Here is a 14,142-nt window from a genome sequence, read left to right as displayed (position 1 = left end):
ACGGCGTGTACCTAGAACATCTTTCGCTGACGGATTTCCGAAGCTATGCCCAGGTCGACCTGAAACTCGGCCCCGGAGTGACGGTTTTGGTGGGTTCCAACGGAATTGGCAAGACCAATCTGATGGAGGCCATCGGATACTTGGCCACGCTGAGTTCCCACCGCGTCAGCACAGACGCTCCGCTGCTTCGTTTCGGCACGGAGCGCGCCATGATCCGGGCCAGGCTCGTCCGTGGAGAACAGTCAACGGTCATCGAGCTGGAGATCAATTCCGGCCGGGCGAACCGCGGGCGCATCAACCGCAGCAACCCGGTCCGGGCCAGGGATATTCTGGGAATCTGCCAAACTGTGTTGTTCGCACCAGAGGACTTGGCGCTGGTCAAGGGCGATCCTTCGAACCGCAGGCGCTTCCTGGACGAGTTGTTGGTAAGCCTCGTTCCGCGGCACGCTGCAACCCGCAGCGACTACGATCGCGTGTTGAAGCAACGCAATGCCCTGCTGAAATCCGCACGCGCCGGCAAGTTCACGGCCGGCCACGAGGCAACCTTGGACGTCTGGGACCAGCACATGGCCCGTGCCGGTGCGGAACTCCTGCATGCACGCCTGGAACTCGTGGAGCGCTTGCGTCCCCACCTGAACAGCGCTTATGCACAGCTCACTGACGGTTCCAAGGACGCTGGGGCTGTTTACCGCTCAACCATCCAGGGCGTACTGGACGACGACGGCGGGCCGGCCGAACATGGAACAGAACCTTCGACGTCGGCTGATGACCTCTGGCTGCTGTCCGTTGACGACCTCACGGAGCGCTACATCCAGGCTTTCGCAGCATCGAGGAAAAAGGAACTGGAACGCGGCATCTCTTTGGTAGGTCCGCACAGGGACGAACTGGAACTCGTGCTGGGACAAGCCCCGGCCAAGGGCTACGCATCCCACGGTGAAACGTGGTCGATGTGCCTGTCGCTGCGCTTGGCTTCCTACTATGTGATGTTGGATGACGCCCGCACAGGTGGTACAGCGCCAATCCTCATCCTGGATGATGTTTTCGCCGAACTCGATGTCCAGCGTCGGCGTAAGCTTGCTGCAATAGTCGCTGGTGCCGAGCAAGTGCTGGTGACTGCCGCCGTCGATGCCGATATCCCTGAGGAGCTGGCCGGACGGCGCGTAACCGTTGTTCCGGGAGGCATCGATGGCGAAGGATAGCCACGAAGGACTGCAACCCGGCCGTGAGCCGGACGAGATTGATGCTGCGCAAGCGGCACTGAACCGGATGCGTGAGGCCGCTGCGGCCCGCGGCGAAGTACGCCAACGCGCGCCGAGGCCCGGAAGTGCTCCTAAGCGCAAAGGGCTTAGGGATACCAGGGGCTTTACCCAATTCCATGGCAGCGGCCGGGATCCCTTGGGCTTGGGAAAAGTGGTCGGTCGACTGGTGGCTGAACGTGGTTGGACATCTCCCGTGGCCGTCGGCTCGGTTATGGCCGAATGGGAGACGTTGGTGGGCCCGGACATTTCCGCTCATTGCACGCCCGAGAGCTTCACCGATACAACGCTTCATGTCCGCTGCGACTCCACGGCCTGGGCCACTCAGCTGAGGCTGTTGAGTACCAGCCTCCTGGAGATGTTCCGCAATGAACTGGGCGAAGGCGTGGTCACGAGCATTCAAGTGCTGGGACCTTCAGCTCCAAGTTGGCGAAAAGGCGGACGCAGCGTTAACGGTCGCGGACCGAGGGACACATACGGCTAAACGGCGTGCAGGGCGTTTCAACGCCCCTAAGTCGTATGGACCCCCGTCGGGACCACCGCAGGGCCATTGAAGATAGGGCCAGCGGCCTCCTACGGCCATATTCAGCTCTCGGCTGCCCCCGTATTTGCAAGGATTCACGCGTTTCCACGATAGAATTGGCGTAGATCACTGAGCGCCGGTGAAACGTCGTCGGGTCCTGAATCCACTCTTGTGGCCTAGGGGATCCCGTCGTCGGAGTAATCGGCGCAATCAGTCACGTGCCCGTTGGCGGCCGCGGTTCGCCGTGGGCAGCTCCGGGAACGGCCGACATCGAGTACAGAGGAGTCGAAAGCGCCTGTGGCTAACGACAATGCAGAGACCTTGGCAGTAGAGCCCGAAGAGGAGACTGTTCCCAAGCCCGACACGCCCGCTGAGGCGCCCAGGGAGTACGGTGCCAGCGACATTACCGTGCTGGAGGGTCTCGAAGCCGTGCGCAAACGCCCCGGCATGTACATCGGCTCAACCGGTCCCCGCGGCCTGCACCACTTGGTCTACGAAGTGGTGGACAACTCCGTTGACGAGGCCTTGGCTGGTTACTGCAGCCACATCGAAATTACGCTCCGTGCTGATGGCGGGGTCCGGGTCGTGGACGATGGCCGCGGCATCCCCGTGGACATCCACCCGACCGAGGGCAAGCCCACTGTTGAAGTGGTCATGACCATCCTGCACGCCGGCGGCAAGTTCGGGGGCGGCGGCTATGCCGTTTCCGGTGGTCTTCACGGTGTGGGTATTTCCGTGGTTAACGCCCTGTCGCGCCGAGTTGACACGGAAGTCCGCCGCCAAGGCCACGTATGGCGCATGACTTTCGCCGACGGCGGCAAGCCGCAGGGCGAACTCGTCAAGGGTGAGGCTACCGACGTTACGGGGACGTCCCAGACGTTCTACCCGGACGGCACCATCTTCGAGTCCACAGAGTTTGACTTCGAGACGCTGCGTGCACGTTTCCAGCAGATGGCCTTCCTCAACAAGGGCCTCCGGATCACGCTGACGGATGAGCGTCCGGTCAACCGTGACGGAGGTGACGACCTCGATCTGGATGCCGTGGCAACTGAAGGCGAAGTCGCAGCTGAGCACCGCACAGTCGTCTACGAATACCCGGACGGCCTGCTGGACTACGTCAAGCACCTGAACTCGAGCAAGAAGGTTGAAATCGTCCACGAGGACGTCATCGCTTTCGAAACCGAAGACACTGAGCGGCACATCGCCGTCGAGGTTGCCATGCAGTGGACCACCGCCTACTCGGAAAGTGTCCACACGTATGCGAACACGATCAACACCCATGAGGGTGGTACGCACGAAGAAGGCTTCCGCGCCGCGATGACCTCGCTCATCAACCGCTATGCGCGGGAGAAGAGCATCATCAAGGAAAAGGAAGACAACCTTACCGGTGATGACATCCGCGAAGGTTTGACTGCCGTCATCTCCGTGAAGCTTTCCGAGCCGCAGTTCGAAGGCCAGACCAAGACCAAGCTGGGCAACTCCGAGGTAAAAGGCTTCGTCCAGCGCGTTGTCACGGACCAGTTGGGTGACTGGCTGGAACGCAACCCCGGCCCCGCCCGTGATGTTATCCGTAAGGCAATTTCCGCTGCGCAAGCACGCATGGCAGCCCGCAAGGCCCGGGATAACGCCCGGCGCAAGAGCCCGCTGGAATCATTCGGCATGCCCGGCAAGCTCTCAGACTGCTCGTCCAAGGATCCCTCACGTTGCGAGGTCTACCTCGTGGAGGGTGACTCGGCAGGCGGCTCGGCCAAGCGCGGCCGTAACCCTGAAACGCAGGCCATCCTGCCGCTGCGTGGCAAGATCCTGAACGTGGAGCGTGCCCGCCTGGACAAGGCCTTGGGTAACGCCGAAGTCCAGTCCATGATCACCGCCTTCGGAACGGGCATTGGCGAAGACTTCGACATCGCCAAGCTCCGCTATCACAAGATCGTCCTGATGGCAGATGCCGACGTCGATGGCCAGCACATCACCACCCTGCTGATGACGCTGCTGTTCCGCTACATGCGTCCGCTCATCGAGAACGGTTACGTGTACCTGGCACAACCGCCGCTGTACAGGATCAAGTGGTCCAACGCCGCCCACGATTACGTCTACAGCGACCGCGAACGCGATGAAACCATCCGCAAGGGTGCCGCCATGAACAAGCGGCTGCCCAAGGACAACGGCATCCAGCGCTACAAGGGCCTCGGCGAGATGGACTACACCGAGCTGTGGGATACCACCATGGATCCGGATCGTCGCACGCTGCTGCAGGTCACAATGGATGATGCACTTGCCGCCGATCAAACCTTCTCAGTCCTGATGGGCGAGGACGTCGAATCGCGCCGTAACTTCATTCAGCAGAACGCCAAGGACGTCAGATTCCTCGATATCTAGGGGTCCGCAAGGGCATCTGAATATTCCTGAACTGACATATACCTGAAACGGAAACCTTAGATTATGAGTGACGAAACTCCCGAAGTCCCGGCGGAATCCACCGCCGATGACGTCATCCTTGAGGGCGATGTGCTGACCGACCGTGTGGAGCAGGTGGACCTGCAGACGGAAATGCAGCGGTCCTACCTGGACTACGCCATGGCCGTTATCGTCGGACGCGCCCTCCCGGATGTCCGTGACGGCCTCAAGCCGGTGCACCGCCGCGTTCTGTACGCAATGTTCGACGGCGGATACCGCCCCGACCGCTCCTTCAACAAGTGTGCCCGCGTTGTGGGCGACGTCATGGGCACGTACCACCCCCACGGTGACATGGCGATCTACGACGCCTTGGTTCGCCTCATCCAGGACTGGACCATGCGCTACCCGCTGGCGCTGGGCCAGGGCAACTTCGGCTCGCCTGGTAACGACGGCGCTGCTGCACCGCGTTACACCGAAACCAAGATGGCCCAGCTGGCCATGGAAATGGTCCGCGACATCGACGAGGAAACCGTCGATTTCCAGGACAACTACGACGGCAAGAACCAGGAACCCACTATCCTGCCGGCGCGTTTCCCCAACCTGCTGGTCAATGGTTCCTCGGGCATCGCCGTCGGCATGGCCACCAATATTCCGCCGCACAACCTTCGCGAGGTTGCCGAGGGCGTGCAGTGGGCCCTCGATAACCCCACGGCCACGCGCGAAGAGCTCCTTGAGGCACTGCTCCTGCGCATCAAGGGACCCGACTTCCCAACGGGTGCCACCATCCTTGGACACAAGGGCATCGAGGACGCTTACCGGACCGGCCGCGGCTCCATCACCATGCGCGCCGTGGTCAATGTGGAGGAACTCCAAGGCCGTACGTGCCTGGTGGTAACCGAGCTTCCCTACCAGGCCAACCCGGATAACCTGGCCATCAAGATTGCCGAACTGGTCAAGGACGGCAAGATTCAGGGCATCGCGGACCTTCGCGATGAGACGTCAGGCCGTACCGGCCAGCGCCTCGTGATCGTGCTCAAGCGCGATGCCGTGGCCAAGGTGGTCCTGAACAACCTGTACAAGCACACTCAGCTGCAGGACAACTTCTCGGCGAACATGCTGGCAATTGTCGACGGTGTTCCGCGCACCCTGAGCCTGGATGCCTTCATCCGTCACTGGGTTGCACACCAGATGGATGTCATTGCACGCAGGACCCGTTACCGCTTGCGCAAGGCCGAGGAAGAAGCGCACATTCTGCGCGCACTCCTGAAGGCGTTGGACATGCTGGACGAGGTCATTGCCCTCATCCGCGCATCCAACACCACCGAAGCGGCCCGCGAGGGCCTCATGGAGCTCCTGGAGATCGACGAACTCCAGGCCCGCGCCATCCTGGACATGCAGCTGCGCCGTTTGGCCGCCCTGGAGCGTCAGAAGATCCAGGATCGCCACTCCGAGCTCGAAGCGATGATCCAGGAATACAACTCGATCCTGGCCTCCGAGGAACGGCAACGCCAGATCATCAGCGAGGAACTCGCCGAGATCGTTGCCAAGCACGGTGACGACCGCCGCACCCACATCCTGATGGGTTTCGACGGCGACATGTCCATGGAGGACCTGATCCCGGAAGAGGAAATGGTTGTCACCATTACCCGTGGTGGCTACGTAAAGCGCACCCGCAGTGACAACTACCGCTCGCAGCAGCGTGGCGGTAAGGGCATCAAGGGTGCACAGTTGCGTGGCGACGACGTGGTGGAGCACTTCTTCGTGACCACTACGCACCACTGGCTGCTGTTCTTTACCAACCTTGGACGCGTGTACCGGGCAAAGGCGTACGAACTGGCGGAAGCCGGGCGCGATGCCAAGGGCCAGCACGTTGCCAACCTGCTGGCGTTCCAGCCGGACGAGCACATCGCCCAGGTCCTTGACCTGAGGGATTACCAGCAGGCTCCGTACCTGGTGCTGGCCACCAAGAACGGTCTGGTGAAGAAGACACGCCTGGAGGACTATGACACCAACCGCACGGCGGGTGTCATCGCAATCAACCTGCGCGATGAGGACGAGCTCGTCTCGGCCCAGCTGGTCAGCGAAACTGACGACCTCCTTTTGGTGTCCCGCAAGGGCCAGTCCATCCGCTTCACAGCTACCGATGATGCTTTGCGCCCCATGGGCCGGGCCACGTCCGGTGTGACCGGTATGAAGTTCCGTGAAGACGACGAACTGCTTGCCGCAGATGTGGTCCAGGACGGCTCATTCGTCTTCATCGTGACCGAGGGCGGTTATGCCAAGCGGACCGCGGTGGACGAATACAGGCTGCAGGGTCGTGGGGGTTTGGGCATCAAGGTGGCCAAGCTTGCAGAAGACCGCGGTGATCTTGTTGGAGCCTTGATTGTGCAGGAGGAAGACGAAGTCCTGGTGGTCATGGAGGGTGGCAAGGTAGTCCGCTCGGCCGTGACTGGCGTCCCCGCAAAGGGCCGCGACACCATGGGCGTCATCTTTGCCAAGCCGGACAAGAATGACCGCATTATTGAGGTTGCGCGTAACAGCGAACGCGGTTTGGAAGTTGAAGAGTCAGAGGATGGACTCGACGATGACGTAACGTTGGCTGCAAACGACGGCGCCTCCGTGGCGGCCGTGACGCACGAAACGGAAAACGACGCAGACCCGGAAATCGAAACGGGCGCGGAGCTGAACGAAGACAATACCGGAGGTAACGAGTGAGTAATTCCGACTCATATCCCAAGCCGAGCACAGGTGTCCCCGGCGGACTCCGGCAGCCCTCGGGCAACGCGCAGGCAGGAACACCTGCAAGGCCCCAGCAGCGTCCCGGAGCCGGTTCTGCCGGTGCTGGTTCGTCCAACGCCGGAGCGGCAGGAGCTCGTCCCACTGGCGGAACCAACTCGGCTCAACGGCCCGCCGGTGCACCCGGCCAGCGTCCCGCCACTGGTGCTCAGCGTCCTGCCACCGGCGCCCAGCGTCCCGCCGGGGCTCCCGGTCAGCGTCCCGCTCAGCCCGGCCAGCGCCCTGCAGGCTCCGCTGCCCAACGCCCTGCGGGCTCCGCTGCCCAGGGCGGCCCCGGACTGGTCAAGCCCGCCCCTAAGGCAAAGGTTCGCCGCGCGCGCCTCCTCATCAGCAAGGTGGACCCGTGGTCAGTACTGAAGATGGCATTCCTGTTGTCTGTTGCATTGGGCATCGTCACCGTCGTGGCAGCGATCGTTCTGTGGACTGTGTTGGATCTCACGGGCATCTTCAACCAGGTGGATAGCCTTCTTGGCACCTTGGCGGGCTCCGAGGGTAGTGGATTCGAGCTGAAGAAGATTGCTTCGCTTGGCCAGGTGGCTTCCTTTGCCACCATCATTGCCGTAGTGAACGTGGTTCTGTTGACCGCGCTGTCCATGCTTTCGGCCGTGCTGTATAACATTTCCGCAACGTTGGTTGGTGGCGTTGGCGTCACCCTGACCGACGACTAGGAAAAATCCCCGGAAAACCGCCGAAATCGGCGGAAATCCCGTGGGGAAATGCCTCGATTTGAGATCGGGCCGGGATGTGCTGTACAGTCATATCTCGGCCCGATGAGGCATCGGGGCGTATAGCTCAGGCGGTTAGAGCGCTTCGCTGATAACGAAGAGGTCCCAGGTTCAAGTCCTGGTACGCCCACGGAACCTAAAGAGGTTCAGGTAAAACTGAACCGGAATGAGGTGCTTGTGAAGAAGTTGCTGGTAGTAGTAGCAGCTGCAGTCGCAGGTGTCCTGGTCTATAAAAAGACACAGGAATCCGAGGCCCGGAAGGATGTCTGGAGCAAGTCAACCGATACGGTGGACTAGCCGAGGAGCCCGGTGCGGATTGGTAAATACCAGTCCGGACATGGGGTATGATTGACGGGTTGCTTCTTATGGGGGCATGGCGCAATTGGTAGCGCACCTGCTTTGCAAGCAGGGGGTTCGGGGTTCGAGTCCCCGTGCCTCCACCATAAGAAAAGTCCCGGTCAGAAATGACCGGGACTTTTGCATTTGACGGTCTTATCGAGAATCCTGCGGCATATTATTCGTTCGGCATTTTCAGAGGCCTTCTGCTGCTTGGCGGTTAGGGAAGCTCGGCCACACTAGGGTGGTTCCGTGAACCTTCTTATTGCTGCGCTCGGTGTCCTGGGCGTAGCCTCCTCAGGACCGCTCATTGCCGGCACGCTTGGTGCCACCTCAGTGACGGCATTGGCCATCGCATTCTGGCGCAACGCCATCGGTGCAGTGGTGATGGCAGGCCCCGTGGTCATCCGGGAGCCGAAGGCATTCGGGAAGATCACGCGACGTGAATTTGGCTGGTCCGCTCTGGCCGCCGTGGCACTTGCGTTCCACTTCGCATGCTTTATCACCGCGCTTCAGCTGACGTCCGTGGCTGCCGCTACGGCCTTGGTCTGTCTGCAGTCAGGGTGGATAGCCGTATTCCAGTTATTCCGGGGTACGCGGCACCGGTGGCCGGTCCTAGTTGGCTTGGGGATAGCGTTCGGCGGCGTTGTGGCCATTACCGGGTTCGATATGGGTTCATCCCCGGAAGCGCTCCTGGGCGATCTCCTGGCGCTTGCCGGCGGCGCCCTCGCTGGCCTCTACACGCTGGCTGGCGGCAAAGCCCGCCAGTCCATGGGGACGGGAACGTACACGACGCTCTGCTACGGCATGTGCGCGGCGATTGTGGCCGTGCTGGCATTGTTCAGCGCCGAGCCGCTGACAGGGTTCGACGCCGTAGGTTGGCTTGGCATTATTGCCATCACCGTTTGTGCGCAACTAGTGGGGCACACGGCGTTCAACCACTTACTGGCCACCATGAGTCCGTTGTTGGTGTCCATGATCATTCTGCTGGAGATTCCTGGTGCTGCCATCCTGGCAGCCATCTTCCTGCGCGAGACCTTACCGGGCGGCACGTACGCGGGGTTGGGGCTGATCCTTGTGGGGTTGGGAGTGGTTGTCGCCGGTCAGTGGCGTGGGCGGCCGGAACAAGAACCGCGCATAGCCGAGCTCGGCACGGACTGAGGTGCCGCCGTCGTACCTCTATAAACCGCCGCGGCGGGCGCCCTGAGCGGAGTTGGCCGTATGGATGGCACGCAGCAACTTTGCCGGGAAGTAGACCGAGAAAAACACCACCATGGGCGCCTTCAGGGCCATCTTCTTGACGTTATGGGCTTTGTACGTCCTGTCGAAACGCTGGACGTAGTAGCGGTAGTCGCGCGGTGAGTCCTCAAGCCGCCGGGCGGACATCCCGGACACCATCTGAGGCAGGTACTGAACTTTGAGGTCGTGCTCGAACAGATGCAGGGAAAGGTCAATATCCTCGTGCATCTCGTCCTTCGGGTCCAAGCAGGCTTCATCGCGGATGGTTTCCCAGGCCGTGCGGCGAAGGGCCATGTTGGAGCCGAAGAGGAAATGATACTGGTGCTTGGCCAGGCGGAGCATGAGCTGGCGCATCTTATCGTCCGCTTTGAGGCCGAACCGGCGCATGGGCATGTCGTAGTAGACCACGGGACCCGTTGCTGCTGCTACGGACGGGTCCATGAACGCCTTTTGGACCTGTTCCACCCAATCCGGTTCAAGGACTGAGTCGGCATCAATGCGGCCCACGACGTCGCTCGTGGCGTTGTTCAGCCCGAAGTTACGCGTGGGGATCAACCCCTGGGTGTCTCCCTGCCGCAGGAGGATGATGGGGCTCTCGGGGTATTCCTGCTGCATCTGGCGCACAATCCTCGCCGTGCGATCCGTGGACAGGTTATCCACCACGATGATCTCGTCAGCGGGAACGGACTGGTAGATGGCCGCGATGAGGCACTGGCGAATGACGCTTTCCTCGTTATACGCCGGGATGACGATGGACACTCCCGGAGGTTCCGGGACATCCTGGAGGGCACCCGCAAGGGGTCTATCGGCTGACATCACCTCAAATCTAACACCCGGGGCGCCGGGTCCGATGGAGGCATCGGTTACAAGCGGGCAAACACTGAAGGGATCCCGGCGAATGCCGGGATCCCTTCAGATGATTGACGTGCGGGCCCTGTTGAGGGCTATGTCAGGGTTTAGCTCTGTGTACCTTTGGCGTCGAAATCATTGCCTTCGGTGTTCTTGCTTTCAGAGTCCTTATGCAGGCTGGCCGCAATGTTCTTGACGGCGGTCTTTGCGTCGGTCGCCACATTCTCAGTGGATCCCTCAACGTTCTTGAAAGCGTCCTTGGTTGCCTGCTCGGCCTCAGCCGCGGCTTCCTCAGGCGTGAGGTCCGAAGCCGTCGGCTCAGCAACCGCTGCTGCTGTGGCCGATACAGAGGCGTCGGCCGGAGCCGGAGTTGTAGTCGTTGACGGAACGGGAGCAGGCGTTGGCGTGACCGGAGAAGGCGTCTTCCACGGATCCTCAACAGGCTTGGAGGCCTTCCAGGCAGCAACGCCGGCAGCAGCTGCGGCAGCAATAACCGTGACGATCAACCATCCACGCTTTTTGGGCTTGGGCTGTTCCTTCACCAACGCGGCGGAAACCGCCTTGCTGGCCTGGTCCGTAACTACCTTGATCTGCTTACCGGTGGCCTGTGCTTGCTCCTGGACGCTGTGCACAACGCCGGAATCAACCAGCCGCTGGGCAACGGCGTCTACCTGCGCAGGAGCGTTCTCGAGGACGTGGTGGACGGCTACGGAAGCCTGGCCCAACTGCTCCGAGAGCTTCGGCAAATACTCCACCACCACCTTGTCGCGTGCGAGGCCAAGAGCAGGGGTTGCCTTGTTCAGCGTTTCCTGGATCCTGGGCGTGGCATCTTCAACTACGTCATGGATCTTCGGCGCGAGGTGCGCCAATCCGTCCTGAATCCGCGGCGTAACAACGGCAACGCCGTCTGCGAGGTTGTGCGCAGCGGACTTCAGCCCCTCTTGGATCCTGGGGGAAGCGGTGTCAATGCCGTGCTGGATACGCGGAACAGCCCAATTGACAGCTGCTTCCACGCGTGGGGCAGCCCAGTCCCGGGCGTTATCCACACTGGCCGTGACTGATTGTTCGAGTTCGCGGGCAATACGGTCTGATTTCTTCACAACTACCTCCCGATACACATGCTCGTTTGTTGCTAGCCTACGTGGCTTGTGGAACACCGGCTATTCATCTGTTGGAGTTCTTCCCGGATTTCACCGAGCGCGGAACCGGCTTTACAGCCGGACGGGCGTTGACCCTGCATGGAAGAATGTTCCCATGACCATCGCAACCGCAAAAGCAACGATCCATACGAGCCTCGGCGACATCAAGGTTGACCTCTTCGGCAACCACGCCCCCAAGACGGTCGCCAACTTCGTTGGCCTGGCCACGGGCGAAAAGTCCTGGAACCACCCGGAAACCGGCGAAGACAAGACCGGCACCCCTCTTTACAACGGAACCATCTTCCACCGGATCATCAAGGACTTCATGATCCAGGCAGGCGATCCCCTGGGACGCGGCGTGGGTGGCCCCGGCTACCAGTTCGACGACGAAATCCACCCGGAACTGACCTTCAACGCTCCGTACAAGCTTGCTATGGCCAACGCCGGCATCCAGATGGGCAAGGGCACCAACGGGTCACAGTTCTTCATCACCACTGTGAACACCGACTGGCTGTTCGGCAAGCACAGCATCTTCGGTGAGGTAACCGACGAGGAATCACGCAAGGTTGTGGACGCAATCGAGTCCGTTCGAACCGGCATGGGTGACCGCCCGGTGGAAGACGTCGTCATCAACAGCATCGACATCGAACAGCTCTAGCAGACCGCTAAACCAGAGCCCATGAGTTACGGAATTCCGTCGGCAGAGCCGTCCGCTGATATCCCGGTGTGCCCCAGGCACCCGGACAGGCCCTCCTATGTGCGGTGCCAGCGCTGCGGGCGCCCTGCGTGCCCCGACTGCCAGCGGGCGGCCGCCGTCGGATTCCAATGCGTTGACTGCGTCAATGAACAAAAACGTACGACGCCGGCCTACCGCTCCCCGTATGGCGGAGCCTTGGCCGTGGGCCGGCCTTTGGTGACGTACGTGATCATTGGCTTGTGTGCTTTGGTTTATGTCCTTCAGTGGCTGCTACCGGGTGACGCAGTTTTCCAGAACTTTGCGTTCGCCAATATTTTTGCGGACAACGAGCCTTGGCGCATGCTGACGTCTGCTTTCCTGCATTCCCAGGGCTTCTTGCTCCATATCGTTTTGAACATGTACACCCTCTGGATCTTCGGCCAGGCCCTTGAGCCTTTGCTCGGGCGGATCCGTTTCCTCGCCGTGTACCTGATTTCCGCAATCGGTGGCTCAGTGGGCTTCCTGCTGCTGACCCCGGACCTGCCCCTGGTGGGGGTAGTAGGCGCTTCCGGCGCCATCTTCGGTCTCTTCGGTGCCATGCTCGTTGTGCAGCGCCACCGGGGTGGAGAAACCAAGCAACTCTGGGTTTTGATCGCCATCAATGGTGCCATCGGCTTCTTCGTGCCCAGCATTGCGTGGCAGGCGCACCTGGGCGGCCTGATCACTGGCGGACTCGCCGCCGCCGCTATCGCCTATGCCCCTCGCGGCAAGAACCAGGCGCTGCTGCAAACCGGTGGGTTGGTTCTGGTGGCTTGCCTCTTGGCCGTGGTCACCTGGTTCCGCGTTACAGCTGGCTAGCTGCGCAGCCATCCAACCCCTTTTCCTTCATTCTTTGACCGGTTGTCGCAGGATGGTTTTCAGTTTCTCCGGCGCGGTGCGACGTGGGTCGCCTAGATAGATCTCATGGTGCTTGCCGGTCATGGACAGCGACCTCGTAGGTATGAACTTGTGGTGCATCTCCTGGAGCACTGGCCCCTCATCGTCGTACGGACCTATGTGCAGTGTTTGCACGCTCAAACCTTCTTTGAGGGGCTCCAAGCGGAGTGCTTCCACCAGTGGAGCGTCCCCCTTCCTTGCCACCGCTTCCCGAGCCGTATCCACCTGCTCCTGCGTGATCCAGTCGGGGACCATGTTCAGCAGCGTCCAGTCCCAACGTGACTTGTCCCTGGCACTGGTGAATGAATCCATGTCATCCGACCACCACAGAGCCTCGAGCGGCATCACCGTGTAGTCCTGGCCAAGCTCCCCTTTGCTGAAGAACTTCAGCTTGTAGGCAACGGGATACAGGGTTGTCAGCGCGTCTTTGTAGGACTGTGCAGTGTTGGGGTCCCCGTGACCGTCGACCATCAGGAATTGCAGGGTGGGGACTGTGATCACCGAGAACTGGCCGTGCTTGGCCGTGTAGCTGGGGATCTGCTTCTTGAAGTCGGTCTTCATGGCACCACGGTACTCCGGGTACTTATCCACAGCTGTTATCCACACTGTGCGTAACTTACACCTGTGTAGTTATCCTCCTTAACCGTCCGGACGCTCGTCAAAGAGGTAGATATCCCCGGAAAGGTATGCATTTCTCCACACCTGTGGATAACTTTGTCCCCGGTAGGCGTAGATATGTGGACAAACTGGCCATTCTGGTGCGGCATGTGGACAAACCTGTTAATGACGCTGTGGAGATACCTGTATCAACAGGCTTATCAACAGTGTTAATAACTTACACGGCTGTAGTTCAGTGGAGAGAAAGCGCCCTGAGGCCCTCTAAACCGCGGATTCTCTAGGAGAAACCCACACCTTTTCCCCAGCTGTGGATAACTTGTGGGTAGGGGGTTGTTGTTAAGTGGGTAAGTTTCCGGCCCTCACGGCTGCGCCGAGGAACCTTCGGACCAAGGAAGCCGCGACCGATGCCTTTCGAAACGGCCCCTGGCAAATCCGGCAATCCCGGAAAGCTGAACTCTGGGTGAAGCTTGGGGCACTATCCACAGCGTCGTACACAATGGGTACAACTCAACGTGGTGGAGGTTCCGGTCCCAAGTTCGCGGGCTGGCACCGATTCAAGCCTTCGGTATGTGGATGTCCACAGAAGTTATCCACGCCTGTGGATAAAGTTACGCACTTCTGTGGACAGGAAGCATGGACGAGCGCCCGCTGTCCG

The 14,142-nt window shown here is 60.7% G+C and carries 12 protein-coding genes and 2 tRNA genes; 11 read left to right on the top strand and 3 right to left on the bottom strand.

All coding sequences use genetic code 11. The features are described 5' to 3' along the window. The first annotated feature begins 5 nt into the window (after positions 1–5). The 9 genes from recF to ACLRGI_RS09805 all read left to right on the top strand — a co-directional run bounded on the left by recF (position 6) and on the right by ACLRGI_RS09805 (position 9,191). Complete coding sequence (gene recF / locus ACLRGI_RS09845; RefSeq protein ID WP_419201476.1) at positions 6–1,199, top strand: DNA replication/repair protein RecF; 1,194 nt, start codon at positions 6–8, stop codon at positions 1,197–1,199. Beyond that, positions 1,186–1,740, top strand: a complete 555-nt coding sequence (locus ACLRGI_RS09840; protein ID WP_402938797.1) for a DciA family protein — start codon at positions 1,186–1,188, stop codon at positions 1,738–1,740. Before recF ends, ACLRGI_RS09840 begins: the two co-directional genes overlap by 14 nt. Positions 1,741–2,076: 336 nt before the next feature. Next, the gene (gene gyrB, locus ACLRGI_RS09835; protein ID WP_419201475.1) at positions 2,077–4,155 is read left to right on the top strand and encodes a DNA topoisomerase (ATP-hydrolyzing) subunit B; all 2,079 of its coding nucleotides are present in this window, start codon (positions 2,077–2,079) and stop codon (positions 4,153–4,155) included. A 63-nt stretch (positions 4,156–4,218) separates the two neighbouring features. After that, positions 4,219–6,888 (top strand): DNA gyrase subunit A, encoded by a 2,670-nt coding sequence (gene gyrA / locus ACLRGI_RS09830; protein ID WP_419201474.1) that lies wholly within the window; start codon positions 4,219–4,221, stop codon positions 6,886–6,888. Further along, entirely contained in the window at positions 6,885–7,637 is a 753-nt protein-coding gene (locus ACLRGI_RS09825) for a DUF3566 domain-containing protein (protein ID WP_419201473.1), read from the top strand. The genes gyrA and ACLRGI_RS09825 overlap by 4 nt, the downstream gene beginning before the upstream one ends. A 113-nt stretch (positions 7,638–7,750) precedes the next feature. Further along, positions 7,751–7,824 (top strand) — tRNA-Ile (locus ACLRGI_RS09820). 47 nt (positions 7,825–7,871) lie between these two features. Beyond that, entirely contained in the window at positions 7,872–7,991 is a 120-nt protein-coding gene (locus tag ACLRGI_RS09815) for a DLW-39 family protein (RefSeq protein ID WP_209756626.1), read from the top strand. A gap of 70 nt (positions 7,992–8,061) precedes the next feature. After that, positions 8,062–8,137 (top strand) — tRNA-Ala (locus tag ACLRGI_RS09810). 145 nt (positions 8,138–8,282) lie between these two features. After that, a complete protein-coding gene (locus ACLRGI_RS09805) occupies positions 8,283–9,191 on the top strand; it encodes a DMT family transporter (RefSeq protein ID WP_419201472.1) in 909 nt (302 codons plus the stop codon). 18 nt (positions 9,192–9,209) lie between these two features. Here ACLRGI_RS09805 and ACLRGI_RS09800 read toward each other — a convergent pair whose 3' ends face one another. Together ACLRGI_RS09800 and ACLRGI_RS09795 are read right to left on the bottom strand one after the other, a co-directional pair. Further along, positions 9,210–10,085, bottom strand: coding sequence for a glycosyltransferase family 2 protein (locus tag ACLRGI_RS09800; RefSeq protein ID WP_419201471.1), 876 nt, complete (start codon positions 10,083–10,085; stop codon positions 9,210–9,212). Between the two features lie 140 nt (positions 10,086–10,225). Next, complete coding sequence (locus ACLRGI_RS09795) at positions 10,226–11,218, bottom strand: hypothetical protein (RefSeq protein WP_419201470.1); 993 nt, start codon at positions 11,216–11,218, stop codon at positions 10,226–10,228. A gap of 154 nt (positions 11,219–11,372) precedes the next feature. Here ACLRGI_RS09795 and ACLRGI_RS09790 point away from each other — a divergent pair, with 154 nt between their 5' ends. After that, positions 11,373–11,915: a peptidylprolyl isomerase gene (locus ACLRGI_RS09790; protein ID WP_011772794.1), complete on the top strand. Its 543-nt coding sequence runs from the start codon at positions 11,373–11,375 to the stop codon at positions 11,913–11,915. A gap of 21 nt (positions 11,916–11,936) precedes the next feature. Then, positions 11,937–12,791, top strand: a complete 855-nt coding sequence (locus tag ACLRGI_RS09785) for a rhomboid family intramembrane serine protease (RefSeq protein WP_419201469.1) — start codon at positions 11,937–11,939, stop codon at positions 12,789–12,791. A gap of 27 nt (positions 12,792–12,818) precedes the next feature. Here the strand turns inward: ACLRGI_RS09785 and ACLRGI_RS09780 are convergent, their stop codons facing one another. Further along, positions 12,819–13,430 (bottom strand): GyrI-like domain-containing protein, encoded by a 612-nt coding sequence (locus ACLRGI_RS09780; protein ID WP_419201540.1) that lies wholly within the window; start codon positions 13,428–13,430, stop codon positions 12,819–12,821. Between the last annotated feature and the right edge of the window lie 712 nt (positions 13,431–14,142).

The organism is Paenarthrobacter sp. PPS72 (assembly GCF_048537125.1).
Taxonomy (GTDB): Bacteria; Actinomycetota; Actinomycetes; order Actinomycetales; family Micrococcaceae; genus Arthrobacter; species Arthrobacter nitroguajacolicus_E.
This window is presented reverse-complemented; position numbering and strand designations above follow the sequence as displayed.

Coding starts and splice junctions, on each gene's coding strand:
- ACLRGI_RS09800 (WP_419201471.1), bottom strand. CDS start 10,085: ATGTCAGCCGATAGACCCCTTGCGGGTGCCCTCCAGGATGTCCCGGAA.
- gyrA (WP_419201474.1), top strand. CDS start 4,219: ATGAGTGACGAAACTCCCGAAGTCCCGGCGGAATCCACCGCCGATGAC.
- ACLRGI_RS09785 (WP_419201469.1), top strand. CDS start 11,937: ATGAGTTACGGAATTCCGTCGGCAGAGCCGTCCGCTGATATCCCGGTG.
- ACLRGI_RS09840 (WP_402938797.1), top strand. CDS start 1,186: ATGGCGAAGGATAGCCACGAAGGACTGCAACCCGGCCGTGAGCCGGAC.
- ACLRGI_RS09790 (WP_011772794.1), top strand. CDS start 11,373: ATGACCATCGCAACCGCAAAAGCAACGATCCATACGAGCCTCGGCGAC.
- ACLRGI_RS09780 (WP_419201540.1), bottom strand. CDS start 13,430: ATGAAGACCGACTTCAAGAAGCAGATCCCCAGCTACACGGCCAAGCAC.